This window comes from Pleionea litopenaei, assembly GCF_031198435.1.
Classification (GTDB): Bacteria; Pseudomonadota; Gammaproteobacteria; order Enterobacterales; family Kangiellaceae; genus Pleionea; species Pleionea litopenaei.
The window spans coordinates 1,316,556-1,336,080 of the sequence record NZ_CP133548.1; the positions used below are offsets into that span (position 1 = coordinate 1,316,556).

General features: G+C 43.2%; 14 protein-coding genes. 5 read left to right on the forward strand and 9 right to left on the reverse strand.

What is annotated here, in order from left to right; genetic code table 11:
• Positions 1-304: 304 nt before the first annotated feature.
• On the forward strand, positions 305-2,605 hold the full coding sequence (locus Q9312_RS05870; RefSeq protein ID WP_309203653.1) for a TonB-dependent receptor: 2,301 nt from the start codon (positions 305-307) through the stop codon (positions 2,603-2,605).
• A gap of 35 nt (positions 2,606-2,640) precedes the next feature.
• Entirely contained in the window at positions 2,641-4,590 is a 1,950-nt protein-coding gene (locus tag Q9312_RS05875) for a phytase (protein WP_309203654.1), read from the forward strand.
• Between the two features lie 33 nt (positions 4,591-4,623).
• On the opposite strand, the gene rimI is transcribed toward Q9312_RS05875, so the two are convergent.
• The 5 genes from rimI to Q9312_RS05900 form a co-directional block, all read right to left on the reverse strand.
• Complete coding sequence (rimI, locus tag Q9312_RS05880; RefSeq protein WP_309203655.1) at positions 4,624-5,085, reverse strand: ribosomal protein S18-alanine N-acetyltransferase; 462 nt, start codon at positions 5,083-5,085, stop codon at positions 4,624-4,626.
• Complete coding sequence (locus tag Q9312_RS05885; RefSeq protein ID WP_309203656.1) at positions 5,066-5,992, reverse strand: uracil-DNA glycosylase family protein; 927 nt, start codon at positions 5,990-5,992, stop codon at positions 5,066-5,068. The genes rimI and Q9312_RS05885 overlap by 20 nt, the downstream gene beginning before the upstream one ends.
• Before the next feature lie 193 nt (positions 5,993-6,185).
• Positions 6,186-7,391: a 2-isopropylmalate synthase gene (locus tag Q9312_RS05890; RefSeq protein WP_309203657.1), complete on the reverse strand. Its 1,206-nt coding sequence runs from the start codon at positions 7,389-7,391 to the stop codon at positions 6,186-6,188.
• Positions 7,392-7,515: 124 nt separating this feature from the next.
• Positions 7,516-8,385, reverse strand: coding sequence for an ion transporter (locus tag Q9312_RS05895; protein WP_309203658.1), 870 nt, complete (start codon positions 8,383-8,385; stop codon positions 7,516-7,518).
• Between the two features lie 52 nt (positions 8,386-8,437).
• Positions 8,438-9,091 carry a YiaD family glycine zipper/OmpA-like lipoprotein gene (locus Q9312_RS05900; RefSeq protein ID WP_309203659.1) on the reverse strand — a complete coding sequence of 218 codons (654 nt, stop codon included), beginning with the start codon at positions 9,089-9,091 and terminating at the stop codon, positions 8,438-8,440.
• 155 nt (positions 9,092-9,246) lie between these two features.
• On the opposite strand from Q9312_RS05900, the gene Q9312_RS05905 reads away from it, so the two are divergent.
• Positions 9,247-11,754 (forward strand): diguanylate cyclase domain-containing protein, encoded by a 2,508-nt coding sequence (locus Q9312_RS05905; protein WP_309203660.1) that lies wholly within the window; start codon positions 9,247-9,249, stop codon positions 11,752-11,754.
• Between the two features lie 94 nt (positions 11,755-11,848).
• On the opposite strand, the gene Q9312_RS05910 is transcribed toward Q9312_RS05905, so the two are convergent.
• Entirely contained in the window at positions 11,849-14,305 is a 2,457-nt protein-coding gene (locus Q9312_RS05910; protein WP_309203661.1) for an acyl-CoA dehydrogenase, read from the reverse strand.
• Between the two features lie 13 nt (positions 14,306-14,318).
• Positions 14,319-14,975, reverse strand: coding sequence for a TetR/AcrR family transcriptional regulator (locus tag Q9312_RS05915; protein WP_309203662.1), 657 nt, complete (start codon positions 14,973-14,975; stop codon positions 14,319-14,321).
• 293 nt (positions 14,976-15,268) lie between these two features.
• On the opposite strand from Q9312_RS05915, the gene Q9312_RS05920 reads away from it, so the two are divergent.
• Positions 15,269-15,751, forward strand: a complete 483-nt coding sequence (locus Q9312_RS05920; RefSeq protein WP_309203663.1) for a hypothetical protein — start codon at positions 15,269-15,271, stop codon at positions 15,749-15,751.
• A 306-nt stretch (positions 15,752-16,057) separates the two neighbouring features.
• On the opposite strand, the gene Q9312_RS05925 is transcribed toward Q9312_RS05920, so the two are convergent.
• Positions 16,058-16,312, reverse strand: a complete 255-nt coding sequence (locus Q9312_RS05925; protein WP_309203664.1) for a glutaredoxin family protein — start codon at positions 16,310-16,312, stop codon at positions 16,058-16,060.
• A gap of 191 nt (positions 16,313-16,503) precedes the next feature.
• Here Q9312_RS05925 and Q9312_RS05930 point away from each other — a divergent pair, with 191 nt between their 5' ends.
• Positions 16,504-17,157, forward strand: coding sequence for a hypothetical protein (locus tag Q9312_RS05930; protein ID WP_309203665.1), 654 nt, complete (start codon positions 16,504-16,506; stop codon positions 17,155-17,157).
• Between the two features lie 130 nt (positions 17,158-17,287).
• Here the strand turns inward: Q9312_RS05930 and rlmKL are convergent, their stop codons facing one another.
• On the reverse strand, positions 17,288-19,444 hold the full coding sequence (gene rlmKL, locus Q9312_RS05935) for a bifunctional 23S rRNA (guanine(2069)-N(7))-methyltransferase RlmK/23S rRNA (guanine(2445)-N(2))-methyltransferase RlmL (protein ID WP_309203666.1): 2,157 nt from the start codon (positions 19,442-19,444) through the stop codon (positions 17,288-17,290).
• Between the last annotated feature and the right edge of the window lie 81 nt (positions 19,445-19,525).

Sequence of the window (19,525 nt, forward strand, 5' to 3'; positions counted from 1 at the left end):
TTGATGACACCTGCAATGATAAAAAATAGTGACTCATTTGCATCGGGTCATTTTGGCTCGCAGAAATGACAAAAACATGACCGAGTGAGATAAATCATCATAACAATGGTCCTTAATATGGTTAAACCAACGGGTCTTTTCAGCTCATTCCTCTCTTCTGCCGTTCAGTTTCCTCTTAAATTCAATGTTAGATGACGCTCACTGTCATAAAAGCGTCACTCTTTCACTCTACCTTTCAGCCAATACAACATGCTGGTAGCTCATCATACTGGCTAAAAACTTAACGTCTTGGAGCTTTAACCCTATGAAATATGCAACCATTCCATTCGCATTGGCTGCGGTCAGCGGATTTACCGGATCGATTCAAGCCGACACAACAAAGCCTGCTGATGAAGAAGTCAAAGTAGCAGAAGAGGTAGTGGTTTATGGTGAGATTGGATACCGCAACCGATCTAACGAGATCAATCAAACACTTGAGTATGATCAAGAGTACTTTCAACGCTTCGAACCTTTAACTGCTGGCGATGCACTAAAACGGATTCCCAGCGTCACCTTTTTGTCAGATGTCATTGAATCAGATGGTGCGCGTATGCGCGGCTTAAGCCCTGGGTACACCCAGATATTAATCAACGGAGAGCAAGTACCTGGCTCAGGATCCGACCGCTCCTTTTTTCTTGATCGAATACCCGCTGAACTGATTGAGCGTGTTGAAGTCGTGCGCGCCAACAGTGCCAACCGTTCTGGCGATGCTATCGCAGGAACTTTAAATATAGTCTTGCGAGACGGATTTAGTTTAGACGGTGGCTACATAAGAGCAGGCGGTCTCAAATTTAGCGATAATGAAATGAAAGAAAGTATCTCTGCTATTTGGGGCGGTAAAGTGGGAAGCGGCCGCTTGATCGTTGGGTACAACCATCAAGGCCGCTACAATCCTAAACAAAAAACCAGCTTACGCTACGGCGATTCTCCGGAAAATAATCCTAACTATCAAAATGACGACTTCGACAATCGCGAAACACAAAGCGATGTTCGAGATGGAACAGATCGGTCCTTAAACATCAATTACAGTTTGGCTTTCGGAGAAAACTCATCCGTTGAGCTATACGGATTTTTTGTCAACACTGATAGAGAAGAAATTGAACGATCATTCGAATACAATGACCCATCTAGTACTATTGGTTTAGCAGCAAGTGGAGGAAATTTAGAAACCGACAACGCTAATAATGCTGATATTGAGCAAAGAAATTTTAGTGTCGGTACAAAACTGACCACACCCTGGCTAGGCGGTATAGCAAAATTTAAAGCTACCGTTGCAAAGTTTGATGAGTTTGTCTTCGAATGGGAAGATGAAATTGATACGTCTGAAGTCCCTTTTGTTTTTGAAGAAGAACGAACCATCGTCGATTTAGTTGATGATGAACACTCCCTTAGTTGGTCTCAAAGTTACTCGACAACTACTGACCAGAAAATTGAATTTGGCCTTTTTGCCCAAGAAAAAGAGCGCTACTCAAACATTCTTGAATCGGAAGACGAGCGCGAAGTCTCCAATAATTGGGATCCTGAAATTCAATCTCCAAACAATTTGGCCTTGCACAATGCACCTTTTCAATCCGTGCCCAGCGCTCACAGCAACATAGAAGAAACTCGGGCCGATGCGTTTTTCTTAGTGAAGCAAAAGATGCTCTCGTTGTCTTGGGAGGTCGGTGTAAGATACGAATCAACCAAATTTTCAATCGAAGACCTATCTTTAAGTAACGCTCCAACCATTAAACAGGACTACTCTTTTGCCCTTCCATCCGCTCATATTCAATATCAACTCGATGACAATGACCGATTGCATTTCTCTGTAGCCAAAAGTGTCCGTCGTCCTAACTTTGACTACCTAACACCTGCGTTAATTGAAAAAGAGTTTGGCGATAATGACTTGCAAGGGAATCCATTTTTAAAACCTGAAACTTCTGTAGGGCTTGATTTTGGAATTGAACATCGTATTGGACAAACCGGAGTCGTTGGACTCAATGTTTTCTACCGAAAAATAAACGACCTAATAGAATTAACCAATACTGGTATTGAAGGCTCTGAGGGACCAAGTACTTTTGTACTCAAACCTGAAAATCTTGGTGATGGAACGGTTAAAGGCGTTGAACTCGATCTTTCAACGCCACTTTCTATTATCAACCTAGAAAATACCGGTGTGTTTCTAAATTACTCAGTGCTCGATAGCGAAGTTGATGATTTATTTGGAAAGCGAACATTCAATGATCAAGCCAAAAATGTATATAACCTTGGCTTTATTCAAGATCTACCCGATAGCAACACGTCATTTGGATTAACCTATCGAAAACAAGGAAGCGCTTATGGTCGAATTATTGGTGAGGAAGTCACTACTTCTTATGGCGCAGACTTAGAGTTATTTATCGAAAAACGCTGGGATAATTTGACGTTAAGGTTGGTTGGTTCAAATTTATTAGATGCAGAAAAACGAGAAGCATTCAATAAGTTTGACACCATCGACGATCAGTTAACTAGAAACTTTGACGAATTCGAACTTGAACAAGAAAATGCGGGTTCTTTTTATCAGCTAATGCTTCGTTATGCATTCTAAGACAACTTACTAAATTTCAACTTAGGTTCAAATTAATGAAAATCAGAATTTATACCATTATTGTCGTAACTTCATTAGCTTTAATGACTGCGTGTCAGAGCAAGAAAACGGATAAAGGGCCGCTTGTAGCGAACTTAAATCGAGTAGAATTTAATGAGCTTTCCAGTCTTCCATTGAAGGCTACCGATGTATCTATACGACAACATTCCATCATTATCCAAATGAATCCATTATTAACACTTCAAACTATCGATGAAGAAGGTATTGCCTTATATCAAGGGAAGCGACGCTTGGCTCATCTTCCCGGTCGATATGAAGAGATTAAAATTGGACAGAGTTCGGCTAACTCTAACCGACAATTTTTTGTCATTGCTCTGAATCAGGTCACTGGCTACTTAGACCTATTCCTTATCAAAGGTGAACAGCTGTCATTTCTTCGTAGTTATTCAAATTTAGTAAACCCAGAGCAGTTTTGTATTAACGTAAACAAAGATCACTACGTTTCGATCGTCGCCATCGATGATATTGGTATAGCAACTGAAGTAATTGCGTTCGATTTCACTTCTAATCAATCGATCAACAAAGAGTTACGCCGAATGGCGGTTTCTCCACAAGCAGAAGCCTGCGCTATCGACTCTATCAATCAACTGCTGTACGTTGCAGAAGAAGACATAGGAGTATGGAAGTACTCCCTTAACGCCGAGTCTGATGGTAGTAAGACTCCAGTATTAATGAATAAGCCGCTTGGGTCAATTAACGCAAATATAGAAGCGCTTGCGGTTCGCGCCGATAGAAGTTTGCTTATTAGTTTAAGCAATGGAGAAATTTTACTTTCACACCATCAGCATCAAATTTCAGCAAAAGAAGTGTTTGAGCAAAACATCGAAAAGCTATTTATTATAGATGATCAAGGGACCGAAATTATCAGCGCTCACCAAGAACAAAATTCTCACTACTATTCAACATCATTCACTCATAAACAACAGAGTGACTCAATCGAGAGAAATTTGGTAAATCAAACAGAGAACATTCAAACAATCATCAACATAGTCAGTAATAATGAAACCGATGAAGTCGGCAGCTCAGGCGATGCCGCCGATGACCCCGCGATTTGGATTAACCCAAACAACCTCTCTCAAAGTTTGATACTAGGTACGGATAAAAAATCAGGCTTAAATGTTTTCGATTTAAACGGCAAGTCTCGACAAAAACTTAAAGTCGGCCGGCTGAATAATGTTGATGTATTTTCCTCAACAAATAGTCAAAACACACCGCCAAGACTTATCGCAGCCAGCAATCGTTCCAACAACAGTATCTCGTTCTTTACTGTAGATAAAAGAAACCAAGTTATATTTTTAAGTAACATACCCACTACCCTATCTGAAGTCTATGGGCTGTGCGTCGGTCAAAATGACCAGGACGCTTGGGTTTTCATCAATGATAAAGACGGGCGCTATCAGCAATATCGAATCGATACATTTAAAGAAAAGGTGAACGCTCGATTAGTCAATGAGTTTGCATTGCCAAGCCAACCAGAAGGTTGTACTTTCGACCCAGAAACTTCTAGGCTGTATATGGGAGAAGAAAAGGCTGGAATTTGGGTGCTCAACGTTAACTCTAAAAGCCAATCACCAGAGAAGATCATCGAAGCTGGGAATGGTCTAGTACCTGACGTAGAAGGGATGGAGATCTATCGAACGGAAAAAGAAAAACTACTAGTTGTTTCAAGTCAAGGAAACGATAGCTATATGATCTATGACCTGAACCAGCAGCTTAGAACTCGTTTGAACTTTAAGATTATAATGAACATAGGAAAAGGAATCGATGGCGTTTCTGAGACAGACGGACTTACGGTCACATCATCACCATTACCTGGTTACCCTGCCGGAATATTAATTGTTCAAGATGGAAGAAACAGGCTGCCAGAGCAAACTCAAAACTTTAAAATTATAGATTGGCGCTCGATTCAAAAAGCACTCAATTAATCATATTTACGCAGGATGGTGAACCTACTCTATTCAAGATGAGTGCATTAACTTACTCATTAACCATCCTGCTTCTCGTTTCCCTTCCCCCGCCGAGTAATAATCTTTTCGCGTCGCAATGTGTTCAAACCCCATGGACGAATATAACGATTGTGCCACTTGATTCGATTCACGAACTTCTAACCAGAGTGTCGTCCATTGTTGTTGCTCGGCTAATTCGAACCACTTTTGAAGAACTTGCTTACCAAAGCCTCTTCCCTGTGCGCTAGGACGAATGCAAATGTTTAACAAATGACACTCATCTAAAATGGGTTGCAAAATCATATGACCAATCACTTCTTGTGGTTGGTTTAGACAAACAACAAAAAATTGATACTGCTCAGCAAAACTGTCACTGAGCATGGTGGGTGTCCAAGGAATGGGATAAGCCGCTTGCTCGTTCTCTAATATTACCTGTAGATCACTTTTAACGGCTTTACGAAGAAACAGAGTCATCGTGCAATAAGTGACTTAATCGTAATAAATCTTGAACGACTTGTTTTTTCAAAATGGGTGACTGGTATATTTCGTATGGATGATAAGTCACAATAAACGGAATACCCTCTGATGTTTGCCAGTTCTTTAATTGCCACTCACTCATACTGCGAGCTTCACCCGCAATTAGGTTCGCCGTATGTTCTCCGAGCACCAATATTGCTTTTGGTTTAATCTCGGTTAATACCCGCTCGGTTTGTTGAGTATTTTCACTAAGCGCCGTCGTTGCGAGTTGTGCATAGTTGATTCGATTTAACCACTGTGCCGAATAACTCTCGGTCAAAAGATAATGCAAGCCATGCAATAAATTACGAATGGTTTTAGACGGTTGTCCGCGCGACCAAAACGACTCCGAGGGCTGGCCCGGTTGATGTCGGCAAACAACTAGTAACTCCTCTTGAATCCAACGTTTATTCGACGGTAAAACTAAAAATCCGCGCTCCTGCCCTATTGGCTGTGTGCTTACGTTAACCGATGCAGAGGTTTGATTGTGAACCGGTGAAAGTTCTGGGCTCGTTTTCGACGAAAGATTTGTCTCAACTTTTGTCTCGACATTTGCATCTACATCGGTAGTCGCAGCATTCGTCTCAACGCGAGGCTCATTTGATGCGCTCGAACCACTTAGCTCTGACGGAGGTCGAGTTTCATTCGGCTTTGCTTCTGACTCAAGCTTGGGCTTCGCAACCGGTTGGGAATGAGTGTTGACTTGTTGACTGTTATGTTGATTACCTTGTTGATTACCTTGAGCAGCTTCTTTAGCGCTGTCAGCGCCGTCGTCAAAAGACCAATCAGAAGAAGTCGAATCAGATGACGCCTCTCGAGTCACCCAAGAGGTAATTCCCATTGCATTTAAGTAGGCATCAGACATGAGTGGATTCTTTGGCTCGTGGATTAATAGGTTTCGAATAAAAACGTACACCTGCGTGCCATTGGGCTCAATGATGCAGAATGGCTCTTTCAAGGCGTTCGCGACCACAGACTGCTGTAGTTGCCGACTATGTTAACTGAAAAGACCACTATCGCCAAGCAAGGCGATAGTGGCTGACGTTGTTATTGCGAGTTTATGAGGTCTTCGCTGGTGAGGGCGCTTCCGGCTGTCCCTGGCTCAGGGTAAGTTGACTAACCATGTGCAACAAGTGCTGATCAGTCAAAGGTTGACCTTGATCCGCACGACGTTTAAACGCATCAAACGCTTGCTCGACTTGCTCAGCTGAGTCTAGGGCCACACCCAGAGCCTGCATATGGCTGAGAAATGCATTTCTCCCTGAGTGTTTGCCTAAAACGATTTGTTCACCCTGCCAGCCAACATCTTCAGCACGCATAATTTCGTAGGTTTCACGGTGCTTCAAAATACCGTCTTGGTGAATACCTGCTTCGTGTGCAAAAGCATTTTTGCCCACAATCGCTTTGTTCGGTTGCACTGCAAATCCTGTAACTTCAGATACTTTTTGAGACAACGCCACCAAGCCACGAGGATTAATATTGGTATCCAGTGGAAATAGGTCTTGTCGAGTATTCACTGCCATAACAATTTCTTCGAGCGCGGCATTTCCGGCGCGCTCTCCGAGTCCGTTAATGGTGCACTCAACTTGTCTAGCACCGCACTCAATTGCCGCTAATGAGTTGGCCGTCGCCAATCCTAAGTCATTGTGGCAATGTATCGAAAAGATGGCTTGATCGGCATTACTCACTTTTTGAATGATCTCGCCAATAAACTCGCCAAATCGATGTGGAACACAGTACCCGACTGTATCTGGAATATTAATCGTGCGTGCCCCAGCGGCGATCACTTTCTCGATTACGGTTGCTAAAAAATCAGGATCACTACGACCCCCGTCTTCGGCAGAAAATTCAACATCATCGACAAAGCGACGCGCATAACGAACCGATCGCACAGCAACATCGAGCACCTCGTCACGACTCATATTCAATTTATGTTGCATATGAATATCAGACGTCGCAATAAACGTGTGCAAACGTTTGTTGCTCGCAGGCAATAGAGATTGAACTGCAGCGTCAATGTCTTTTTCTCGCGCCCGAGCAAGACTGCACACTTGCGTCTGTTTGATCACTTTAGACACTTCAGTAACCGCCAAGAAATCACCAGGACTCGCAATGGCAAATCCTGCTTCGATAACGTCAACGCCGAGTTGTTCGAGTAAGAGAGCGAGTTCGATCTTTTCTGAAACTGACATGGTTGCCCCAGGACTTTGCTCTCCATCACGCAAAGTCGTATCAAAGATCACTAACTTGTCTCTAACTGACATTGACTTTCCTCGGTTGTTTTATGAATAGACACTTTCATGCTACTCACGAGGTCAGTTAAAACAAATGATAATTAGATATAAGAAGGCAAAAATGATGCTCTTAGAACTCAAGTGAATACCGAATTTAATCAGCACCATTTTGTTGCAGTGAATGGCCACAATATTTGCAGAAGCTGGCATCAAAATCGTGCCCAGTTTGACCGCAAGTTGGGCAAGCTTCATTGGGCTCTTTACCTGTATAGGCACGAACCAATTCAGCAGAATAGATTCCCGTTGGTACAGCGATTATGCCATAGCCCATAATCATAATCGCCGCAGCAATAAACTGTCCGAGCGGAGTAACCGGCGCAATGTCGCCGTATCCAACTGTGGTTAGGGTTACAATGGCCCAATACACAGATTTAGGAATACTGGTAAATCCAGATGAAGCGCCTTCGACCACATATAACGTCGAGCCGAAGACCACCACGAGCGTCAGCACCGTATACAAAAACACTAAAATTTTATGACGACTGTTGCTTAACGCTTTGAGTAAGATGTTAGCCTCTCCGACATACTCAGCTAACTTGAGTATTCGGAACAATCGAAGCACCCGCAGTATTCGAATCACCAACATATATTTGGCGCCGGGAAGGAGAAGCGTTAGGTAGGTTGGAATGATAGATAACAAATCTACCATTCCATAGAAGCTTTTGGCGTACAGCCATGGTTTGCGAACACAGATCAAACGCAACCCATATTCAAGCGTAAACAAAATGGTAAATACCCACTCAACCGTCCAAAGTAATCGTCCATATTCAAGTCGGATGGCTTCAACACTGTCGAGCATAATGGCCAGAACGCTCAATAAAATACTCACGATAAGTACAATATCAAAGGCTTTACCAAGTTTAGTCTCGGCGCCAAAAATAATATCGTTAAGACTCTCTCGCCAAGGAGAAAGCGCTTCACCCTCATTAAACTTAGGGTGATTAACTCGTCGTAGTGAATTCATGAACGTCCTTGCGTTTTACTTACCACACCAATATCAAGTTTCTGACAAGGTATTAGTTTGCAGCTTTTGGTTCAATTAACAATTCAACTCGACGATTCTTCGCTCGACCAGCTTCGGAATCATTCGTTGCAATTGGCATCGACTCGCCGTAGCCACGAACTCTCAAACGATCGCTGCTGATTTGTTGTTGAATAAGATAATTTGCAACACTTTGCGCTCGCTTGATAGACAACTCCATGTTGTAACTGTCAGCACCGCTTGAATCGGTATGGCCATTCACCGCCAGTACTGACTCGTCAAATTCAACCAATACTTTCGCGACCGAATTCAAGGTGGCATAAAAGCCCGATTGAACTTCAGAACGGTTTAAACCAAAAGTAATGTTGTTCGGCATGACTAAGCGAATGTTGTCGCCTTCGCGAACCACTTGAACACCGGTACCAACCAATTGTTCACGTAATTGCTTTTCTTGCTCATCCATATAGGCGCCGACACCCATTCCAATAAGGCCGCAGCCTAATGCGGCATTTCGCGCGCGCTTACTGCTCTTTCTTGAGCCAATCGCGCCACAAACAACGGCAGAAATCGCGCCAATTTTCGTTGCATTGCTGACTTTTTGCTCACCTGTGTAAGCATCGTATGTTTGACAACTGGCTAATAATGTCGCCATAACAGCCGTTGCTGCAGCGGTCTTGAATACTTTCATTTTCGACTCCTTAATGATTTATACAGCTCTACACTATGCTACACTTAGCAACAGATATGATTCAGTGAACAAGTGCTAGTTCCGCACATTATTTATAATTTTCAGTTCGCTTTATTATAATGACAAATACCACTAACCACTAGGATCCTTTTAATTTGACCCAAATATTGCTGGTTGAACCATCGCCCACCCTGAGGTTTGGGTTAAATCGATTGCTACAGCAAGCTGGCTATCATGTCGAAAGTATCGATAAATATGCCTCTCTATTCGACAAGCTCGTTCCCAAAAATGGTCATACAGACTCCCCTCCGGATCTCCTGATCGTTGGATGGCCGACGCGTGATCGTTCAGCGCAGTGTCGACTTATTACTGAGCTTAACAGAGAAAAATTTAAACAGGTACCAGTGGTCATATTTGCCCGAACGATCGACGAAACTAACCTCAATGCTTTGTCAGACCGACCACGCTTAATGATTCAATTGTGGAGCGATTTTCAAAAGAGTCTTTCGCGAATAAAGCAGATGGTTGAGCTATCTGAACAAGCGCTAGAGGCTCGATCAAATCACCAGTTCAAAGCCCTCTTAGTAGACGACTCAAAAAGCGTTAGAACCATTTATGGTCGAAAGCTCAAGCAAATGGGACTCGACGTTACGCTTGCTGAAGACGCTGATGACGCCTGGGAAAAATTACAGCAGCAGCATTTTGATATGGCGATTATCGATTACTTTATGCCCGGTGATAATGGCGCCATGTTATGCCAGAGGATTGCCGACTCCGGACGTTTCCCAGGAATGATAAGAGCCATCTTAACGGGTACCTACAAAGAAGAAATTATATCTGAATGTATAAATGCCGGTGCTCGAGAATGCATGTTTAAGAATGAGTCTATGACGTTATTCCAAGCGAGAGTCACGGCCATGATTAAACAACTGCAGTCGAATGTTAAACTCGATCAACAAAACCGTGATCTCGTTAATATTCTTACGTCGATAGGCGAAGGTATCTATGGAGTCGATCAAAATGGCGTTTTAACATTCATCAATCCCACCGGATTAGAAATTTTACGTTACTCCGCTCCTCGTGAGCTACTCGGAAAGAAGGCCCATGAACTCTTCCATCATTCAGATGAATATGGCCGTTCAATCAATGATGAAACCAATTATTTATATCAAGCTTATCTCCTTCAAGATTCCTTACGAGATTGGGAAACCGTTTTCTGGACGGCCGATCAGACGCCGGTTCATGTCGAGTGTACTATACAGCCACTCAGCCATAATCAGTCCTCCGGTAATGGGAGTGTGGTGGTCTTTAAAAATATTTCTGAAAGAAAGCTGATTGAAGACGAGATCAACTGGCAGTTAAATCATGACCATCTGACTCAGTTACTTAATCGCACCTACTTTGAGCGATTGTTGCAACAAGAAATTCAAACCGTGCAAGTAACGCAAACGCAAAGTGCTCTGCTCTACATTGACCTCGACAACTTCAAACAAATCAATGATCAAGCAGGACACTCCGCAGGTGATCAACTGTTGGTAACCATCAGCGAGAAAATTCGCTCACGCCTGCGTCATCGAGATCTTGCTGCAAGACTGGGTGGAGATGAGTTTGCAGTACTTCTTCACGACATTAAACCGAGTGCTTTAGAATCACTAGCCAATTCATTTCGGGATGTACTGGCACAGACTCATTTTTCTTATCAAGACCAAGAGTTTCCGGTTTCAGGAAGCATCGGCGTTAGTGCGATTACCCAACAATGTCAGGATATCAAGCAACTGATGGCGCAAGCCGATCGTGCGTGCGCCAAAGCCAAACAAGCCGGAAAAAACCAAATTGTCGTCTGCCAAGACCATGAGTTCATTGCAGCTGAAAATACCGCTAAGGGTTGGAAGAATCGCTTAAAGCAAGCACTCAGTGAGCACAAGTTTACCTTACTTTATCAACCTATCTATTCATCATCCGATATTTATAAACATCTTGAGCAACAAACTGACAATCACGTTTGGCAAGGTATCGACGAAATTTCTCCGACAGAATACGAAGTTTTAATTCGATTAGAAGATCATGATGGAGAGCTTTTATCTGCAAATGCTTTTTTGAGCGACGCAGAGCGTTTTGATTTAATAGCCGACATCGATCTTTGGGTGTTAAAGCAAGCGCTATCAAACTTAACCAAAGCACAGCTCGCCAAGCCTGTGAATATAAATTTCTCGGCGCATAGCTTAATCGATGACACGAATGTAAAACAAATAGAGTCGTTGCTTACGGAATACTCAGACGTTGCACGGCTTATTCGAATCGAATTAAAAGAGCATCATATTTTGCATTATCGTGAGGCGTTAGCGCCAGTGATGGAACGATTGGTTGATTTAGGCTGTCAATTTCAAATAGATGACTTTGGAAGAAACTTTAGCCTATTTTCACGACTTCGCGAATTGCCAATCATGGGAATCAAAATCGACGGTTTATTCACGGCCAACATCGCTTGGGATCCGGTCGATAAAAAGTTGCTGCACTCAATGATAGAAGTCGCGCGAACCAGTCAGATAAAAACCACAGTCAAATCCATTGAATCGCTCGATTCGCTTAAACATATTGAACATGGTGGTGTCGATTTAATTCAAGGGTATTTGCTCGGAAAACCCATTGAAATAGAAAGTTAATCGAATAACACTACTCTCATCAATACGAGCACATATCATAAAAAAAGCCGCGCTAAGCGCGGCTTTATCTTAATGCTCTAGAAAGTATCGGTTACTAAGCAGCGGCTTTCGATGAGCTCTTTTTCGTTTGCTTACCAGTGCGAATGTATTCTTTCGAATAATCATCGACTTGAATCGCATCTGAGCGAGCCGCTTCAAACACCATGTATTGGTCAGCTTCTTCTTGCGTTAACAAGCCAGCTGCGACAGCAGTCGCTACCGTTTCTTCAACATTTCGTCCAGAAGTTAACTGACCTTCTTTCATTGCTTTACGAAGTGTTTTCTCAATCGGTGCAACCGCCAACATCTTAATAAAGGCGTCTTCGACTCGACCCGCTGCATCTTCCGCCGATCCAAGGTAAGCATCAACGGTAATTCGATCACGAAGACCATTGTCACTCAGCATTGGCTTAACGATTTGACGATCGAGTTTGTCACTCGGCATTTTAAACTGTTTGCCGTAAGGGAAAACAATCCATTTCAGAGCCGTACCAAGACCTTTCACTGGGATGTTCTCAAAGAAGCCCATGAAAGCTTTCTGAATTTCGAACAAACTTTTCTGAATACACCACTCGACGTAAGGAAGATCTTCTTGAGGTCGACCATTATCTTCATAGTATTTCAGAACCGTTGACGCTAAATACAGTTGCGATAACACGTCACCTAAACGCGCAGATAGACGCTCTAATCGCTTGAGATCGCCGCCAAAAATCATCATCGACAAATCTGAGACCATGGCCAACGCAGAACTCATTCGCGTTAACTGCTGATAGTAGCGTCCTGTTTTATCAGACACCGGTTTAGGCGCGATTCGGCTACCCGTCAAACCTAACGTTAAGGTTCGAATGAAGTTACTCACACCGTAACCTACATGTCGGAAAAATAAACTGTCGAACTCTTCTAAACCAGCGCGCTCGTCGCTGTTTGCCGCCGCTTGCATTTCACGGAAAACAAAAGGATGACAACGGACTGCACCTTGACCAAAGATCATTAAGTTACGCGTTAAAATATTTGCGCCTTCAACGGTAATCGAAATTGGCATCGACATGTAACCGCCGGCCAAGTAATTGCGTTCACCCATAATGACCCCACGGCCACCATGAACATCCATCGCGTCAGTCACCACTGAACGAGCCAACTCAGTCATATGATATTTAGCGATGGCCGATGCTACTGACGGTTTAACGCCCAAATCGACCGCGCCAGCAGTCATATTTCGCATGGCTTCTAATTGATAGGTATTACCCGCAATTCTTGCCATGGCTTCTTCAACGCCCTCAAAGTGAGCAATTGACGTTTTAAATTGTTTACGCAACATAGCGTAAGCACCGGTCATTCGATAGCTTAATTTACCGGTTGCTGTCGCTGACGCCGGTAGCGAAATACCACGACCAGCCGACAAACACTCAACCAGCATCCGCCAACCTTTACCAGCGTAATCTTTCCCGCCAATAATCCAATCGAGTGGAATGAAGACATCTTTACCGCTGGTGACACCATTCATAAAAGCTTGGCCCATTGGGTAATGACGATTGCCAGCAACAACACCTTCGTGATCGGTTGGGATCAACGCACACGTTATGCCTAAGTCTTCTTGCTCACCAAGTAAGCCTTCGGGATCGTAAAGTTTGAAAGCCAATCCAAGCACCGTTGCGATCGGCGCAAGCGTAATGTAGCGCTTGTTCCAATTCAAACGAATGCCGACCACTTCTTCGCCTTTGTATTGACCTTTGCAAATCACACCACTGTCTGGAATCGCACCGGCATCTGAACCTGCTTCAGGTCCTGTTAATGCAAAACAAGGAACCTCTTCGCCTTTGGCTAAACGTGGTAAATAATGATTCTTTTGCTCGTCCGTTCCATAATGCAACAATAACTCAGCAGGGCCTAGTGAGTTCGGAACCATTACCGAAACACCCAGCGCACCGCAGCGAGTTGCTAACTTTTGCACTACTGTTGAGTGGGCTATCGCAGAGAAACCTTTGCCACCGTACTCCTTAGGAATAATCATTCCTAAAAAGCCTTCTTTTTTCATGTAATCCCAAGCCGCTTTAGGCAGGTCTTTGTCTTCGTGAGTGACTTTCCAGTCATCCACTAATGAGCACAACTTCTCAGTTTGCACATCCACAAACTCACGCTCTTCTTTTGACAATTCAGGCTTTGGATAGCTCAACATTTTTTTCCAATCTGGATTGCCTTTGAATAACTCTCCGTCCCACCAAACGTCACCCGCTTCTAAGGCGTCTTTCTCAGTTTGATTCATCGGTGGCAGTACAGACTTGAACATTTTGAAAATCGGCAAAGTTACTTTGTCTTTACGCAAGTCATGTAAGAAGTACAACGCGGCAAACACACCTAAGAAAATCCAAGGCAAAATGGCCACGCTCCAAATTAAACCACAAACTACTAATACTCCGGCGGCGAGTGCTAGACCGGTGCCTGTTCGTAAACGTTTATAGGCACTGACCCAGAGAACAACAACTAACGCCAGTATTTGTCCTAAGGTAATCATGACTTAACTCCAATTAGCTAACATTTTTAAGTGAATGGATGGGTTCAGCGCGAAATCCTGCCGCTAAAAACGGTAATAAGCGCTCAAGTGTTTGTTCTAAACTGACTGACTCACGAAAGTCCGATGCCGCAATGTCACGCAACGCGTCACTTCCGGCCAATGTAAAGATTACGGTTCCCAGCATAAAGTGTAGACGCCAAAACATTTCATTGTTAGTCAAATCCGGTGCTGCTCTATGCAATAACGACGTAAAACGCACCAAATAGGCTGCATAGTGTTCCTGCATAAATCGACGCATATGACCTTGACTCTCTGCATAGGCTCTTCCCAGTAACTTCATGAAGTTTGATGAGCCGTGTTGTCGACGATCGTCTACGGTCATCAGCGGCTTCACGAGCGTATGCAATACTTGCTCAACACTGGGAGCCGCTGCAGAGCGCTCCAACGGCTGCATTTCCGCATCTAAACCTTTTACGAACCCTTGCAAAAATCGGTCAAAAACCGCCTGGATTAACGACTTTTTTGAACCGAAATGATAGTTCACCGAAGCGAGATTCACATCGGCTCGGTGAGTGATCGTACGTAAACTGGTCTCTGCAAAGCCTCGGTCGGCAAACAGAGCCTCAGCCGCGTCTAAAATTCGATTTTTGGTCGATTGCTTGCTGGTCATTAAACAGGGAGTTCCAATAAAATTTCTATTAAAAACAAAAACTTGAGGCCAACAACTTAGTTTTAGCCTTGCGCTGTCCAGAAAAAATCTAAACAAGTGTTTGAAACATACGTTCATTTTAGGTATCTGTCAAGCCATACGGCACCTGCAAATAGCGGCCGATTCAGCTATTTATGCAATTAATTAGACAGAACTTCTGCATTTGAAATATTTGTAAAATTGAGTTTGCACGGCAAACCACTATTGATGATCTATACTTGAGAAAGACTGCATTTCGACAGGGAATTGAACTCGTGGAACAATCAGGAAATCCGCTATTGGATCTATTGAAGCTTAGCACGGCACAATTGCAGCTTGGTTTAAAGGAGTCTGAAGAACCCGTAGAGCGCCTTACTCATAGCTTTACCCAACTTGCCGAACTGATCCAAACGCTGACTCATGAACCGACCGACTCAGCAACCAAAGACCAGTTAATTCAACAGTTGCAATCTCAAATTCAACAAAGCATTACCGCTTTTCAGTTTTACGACCGATTGGTGCAACAGTTGCAACATGTAACCCATCACCTTCAAGAAACGACTGACTTATTAGCCGATAGCCATGAGTCAATGGAATTAAGGTTGAAACAAAAATTACAAGCCATCGGAAATGAATATTCCATGGAAAGTGAGCGTGAGATTTACCGTTTGATTCTAGCGGGTCGATCAGTCGCGACCGCCTTAAGCGAATACCAAGATAAAAAGACATCCAATCACAACGAAATTGAACTCTTTTAAATCCGTTTTTAAGTCCGTTATAGCTCAACCATTTAAACCAACTTAACCAAACGCATGTTCATGACTTGAGCTCGCAGCGCTTCCTTCAAACAGGCCTCTCAAAAAAATCCTTCAGACAATTACCCGTCAACAATTACCCTTCAACAAATATCCTTCCACAGAACTGTCCTTCCAAACAACTGTCTTTCTACACATCCGTCCTTCAAGAATTTCGACCTAAAGACGTTCAACCTCGTCTACCTATCGATACCTCTTTATCAACTGCATCGATTTATTGTAATCATCGATCTTTTTATTCTTGAGCATCTAATTTTTTGATTGAGCCTTGATCCACTCGACTAGCTCTTCAAGCTCGAATGGCCAATTTAACTCTCTTTGATCGTATTGCAGTACAGGAATTGAATGCCCGTATTTTTCAGTTAACTGCTCATCGCTGACAATATCTATCATTTCAAGTTCGACACTATCGTCAAACAAGCTCTGTTGCTTGGCGTAATAAAACATTCCTATCGCCTGCTCACATAAATGGCAGCCATCGGTTGAAAATAGTTTCACTTTCATAGAGACAGACTCTCAAATTTATCGATGTTATTTTTTAGAAATAAGCCAACATTTACCCATACTTTGAAGTACCAAGCAAATTAAGGCGATTTTTATTCAGACTTTTCGCTATTTTGACGAAAAAGCATTCACTTTTTCTGCGGGTATCCGTATAATCGCCGCGCATTTTTTAATCACAGAGGTATACTCAAATGGCAAAAGCCAAGAAAGCTACTAAAGCAACAACTAAGAAAGTTACCAAAACAGCAGCAACTAAAGCTAAAAAGGTTACTACCAAAAAAGCGACTGCTAAAAAAGTTTCACGTAAGCCAGCTGCAAAAAAAGCAACAGTATCGGCATTACAAGTTGCCCAAGTTGCTTTTGACAAAGCTCTAGCAGACTTAAACAAAGCAGCAACTCAAGAGTCAGCGGTTGCGGATAAAGCGCTTGCTAAAGCAGCGAAATCAGCTAAAACTGACGCAACTAAATTAGCAGCAGCTAAAACCAAGTTGAAAGCGGCACAAGCTAAAGCTAAAGCGAAAAAATCAGCTGCAGCGACTAAAGCAGTAGCAACCAACAAAGCGAAAGTAGCTGAGTTGACTGCAACTGCAAAAGCTAGCAAAGCAGCCCTAGCTGATGCGAAAGCAGCCGTTAAAGCAGCTAAAGAGCAAGTTAAAGCCGTTACTGCGAAAGTAAAAGGCATTGCAAAGCTAGACCAAGAGTTAGTTAAAGCTGCCGCTAAAAAGGCGACCAAAAAGTCAGCGAAAAAGCCTGCTAAGAAGAAAGCAACCAAAAAAGCGGCTAAGAAAGTAGAAAAAGTGGAAGTCGTTTCAGAAGCACCTGCGACTGAAAACACAGCTGCCTAAGCTGTCTTGCAACTGAACTACCTTCTGACTCAGTTACCTTACGAGCTAAATTTAACATTAACTCAAAAGTGACTGAGCAAAGATCAAAAAGGCCGCGTAAGCGGCCTTTTTTGTTATGTGCTCTCAACCCTTAGTTTTTCGGCTCGATTAGCCAGCTACGATGTAAAGGCTTACGTACAAAGTCTCTGCTGGTTGTTTCTCGCGTTGTTTCTCGCATAGAGAAGCTTTCATCTGGCTTGAACATCATCTTAAATTTCTTAAAGTTATTGGAGAATAAAAGCTTTCCACTCGGTGAGAGAAGACGACAAGCTTTTTCAAGAAGTACACTATGTTGCTCTTGAATATCGAAGTGTCCGTCTAACCGCTTTGAATTAGAAAAGGTGGGAGGATCAATAAAAATCAAATCAAACGTCATTCCCGCCGTTATCGCTTTATCCAACCATGCCATACAATCATCACGCTCAAATACATGCTTTCGAGTATCCAGTTTATTCAACTCAAAGTTTCGCTCAGCCCATTTCAGGTAAGTATTCGACAAGTCAACATTGGTGGTTGTCGCACCAGCTAGGGCTGCTTGAACACTGGCAGTACCGGTATAGCAAAATAAATTTAACAACTGAGTACCTGGACGAGACCAGGCAGCTAGCATCTGACGGGCTTTGCGATGATCTAAAAATAATCCGGTGTCTAAATAGTCTGACAAATTCACTTCAAACTTTGCCTGATTTTCAGAAACAATATGCACCGCTTGCTGAGTTGATTGACGAGTATATTGTTGTTCTCCCTTCTGACGAGTTCTGGTTTTCACAAAAATTCGCTCGGCAGGAACGTCTAATAACCCAGAAACCACGGTTTCAATGTCTCGTAAACGACGTCGCGCTTTCGATGCATCAACCGTTTTTGGTGGCGCATACTCTTGGATATGCACGGAATTATCGTAGATGTCTATGGCGGCTGCGTATTCGGGTATTTCGGCATCGTATAAACGATAACAACTCACTTGCTGTTGTTTTAGAAAGCTCTTTAATGAAGCTAGGTTTTTCTTGATACGATTGTTCAATGCTTGCGCGTGGGTCGACAAGGTTTCTTGGTAGTTTTCTGCCGTTACCTTCCCTCTTGGTTCAACAAAATTTTCTGGCTGCAATTCGAGCTTTAGAAGCTCACATTGAATCGGTCCATTCATCAGTCGATAAATTTTAGTCGCGCGAATACCCAGCGCGTGACCATGTTCTTTGTCGGTAGACAAAACTAACGCACTGTCACCAACAAACTTAGCTTTTAACCATTGCCCTAACGCTTGATAAATACGACTGACTCGTGCTCGTTGTTCCAATCGTTCGCCATAAGGAGGGTTCGTTACAATAACGCCGCTAAAGTCGCTCTCAGGGCGTTCACTTCGTTCAAAAGAACCACAGCTCCAAGCAATATATTCTGAAACGCCAGCGATGCTCGCGTTGTTTCGCGCGATCTCTAAAACCTGTTGATCTAAGTCATTTCCATACAGCTCGACTTGGGTCGAGTCTTTGGCTTGTTGGTAGCGTTGTTGCGCTAAGGAATGTTCACTTTCCCATAAGTCGGCTTGATGCCGCTTCCAACCAGTGAACCCCCAATAGGTTCGTTGCAGTCCTGGCGCTTTATCTAAAGCCATCATCGCTGCTTCAATGACCAGTGTTCCTGATCCGCACATAGGATCGAAAAACCAAGCGGATTGTTGCAATTTATTTGGCCAGTCGGCGCGATATAGCAAAGCTGCCGCTAAGTTTTCTTTCAACGGCGCTTCGCCAGCTTTTTCTCTGTAGCCACGCTGATGCAAACCCTTGCCCGACAAGTCAATGCATAAACTGGCTCGGTTCTTGTTGACTCGACAATGAATGCGCACATCTGGAGTATCGGTTTCAACCGATGGACGATCGGAATAGGCTTCTCGAAAATAATCGACAATCGCATCTTTAATTTTTAATGCGCCAAATTGTTGGTGCTTAATAAATGACCGGCGACTGACAAAATCAACCGCAAAGGTTTGATCGACTGAAAAGTGGATATCCCAAGGAACATTGACGCATTGCTCGTAAAGCTGATCTTCATTAGCGCAATCGAACTCAGTGATCGGAAAAAGCACTCGATTGGCTAGACGAGACCACAGGCAAATTCGATAAATTTCAGGCCAGTCAGCTTCAACGATAACCTGAGTTAAGCCTTCATTGGCAGAGTCTGCGCCTAAGCTTTTCAGCTCATCGACTAATAAGTATTCAAATCCTGGCGGGCAGGTAACAATAATTTGCGGCATTTTAAAAGAAAGGTTGCAATAAAAAATTCATATGCGTATTATACGCGCCTCGTCACCGAAGTACGACGATTAATTACATTG

Coding starts and splice junctions, on each gene's coding strand:
- Q9312_RS05870 (WP_309203653.1), top strand. CDS start 305: ATGAAATATGCAACCATTCCATTCGCATTGGCTGCGGTCAGCGGATTT.
- Q9312_RS05875 (WP_309203654.1), top strand. CDS start 2,641: ATGAAAATCAGAATTTATACCATTATTGTCGTAACTTCATTAGCTTTA.
- rimI (WP_309203655.1), bottom strand. CDS start 5,085: ATGACTCTGTTTCTTCGTAAAGCCGTTAAAAGTGATCTACAGGTAATA.
- Q9312_RS05885 (WP_309203656.1), bottom strand. CDS start 5,992: ATGTCTGATGCCTACTTAAATGCAATGGGAATTACCTCTTGGGTGACT.
- Q9312_RS05890 (WP_309203657.1), bottom strand. CDS start 7,391: ATGTCAGTTAGAGACAAGTTAGTGATCTTTGATACGACTTTGCGTGAT.
- Q9312_RS05895 (WP_309203658.1), bottom strand. CDS start 8,385: ATGAATTCACTACGACGAGTTAATCACCCTAAGTTTAATGAGGGTGAA.
- Q9312_RS05900 (WP_309203659.1), bottom strand. CDS start 9,091: ATGAAAGTATTCAAGACCGCTGCAGCAACGGCTGTTATGGCGACATTA.
- Q9312_RS05910 (WP_309203661.1), bottom strand. CDS start 14,305: ATGATTACCTTAGGACAAATACTGGCGTTAGTTGTTGTTCTCTGGGTC.
- Q9312_RS05915 (WP_309203662.1), bottom strand. CDS start 14,975: ATGACCAGCAAGCAATCGACCAAAAATCGAATTTTAGACGCGGCTGAG.
- Q9312_RS05925 (WP_309203664.1), bottom strand. CDS start 16,312: ATGAAAGTGAAACTATTTTCAACCGATGGCTGCCATTTATGTGAGCAG.
- Q9312_RS05930 (WP_309203665.1), top strand. CDS start 16,504: ATGGCAAAAGCCAAGAAAGCTACTAAAGCAACAACTAAGAAAGTTACC.
- rlmKL (WP_309203666.1), bottom strand. CDS start 19,444: ATGCCGCAAATTATTGTTACCTGCCCGCCAGGATTTGAATACTTATTA.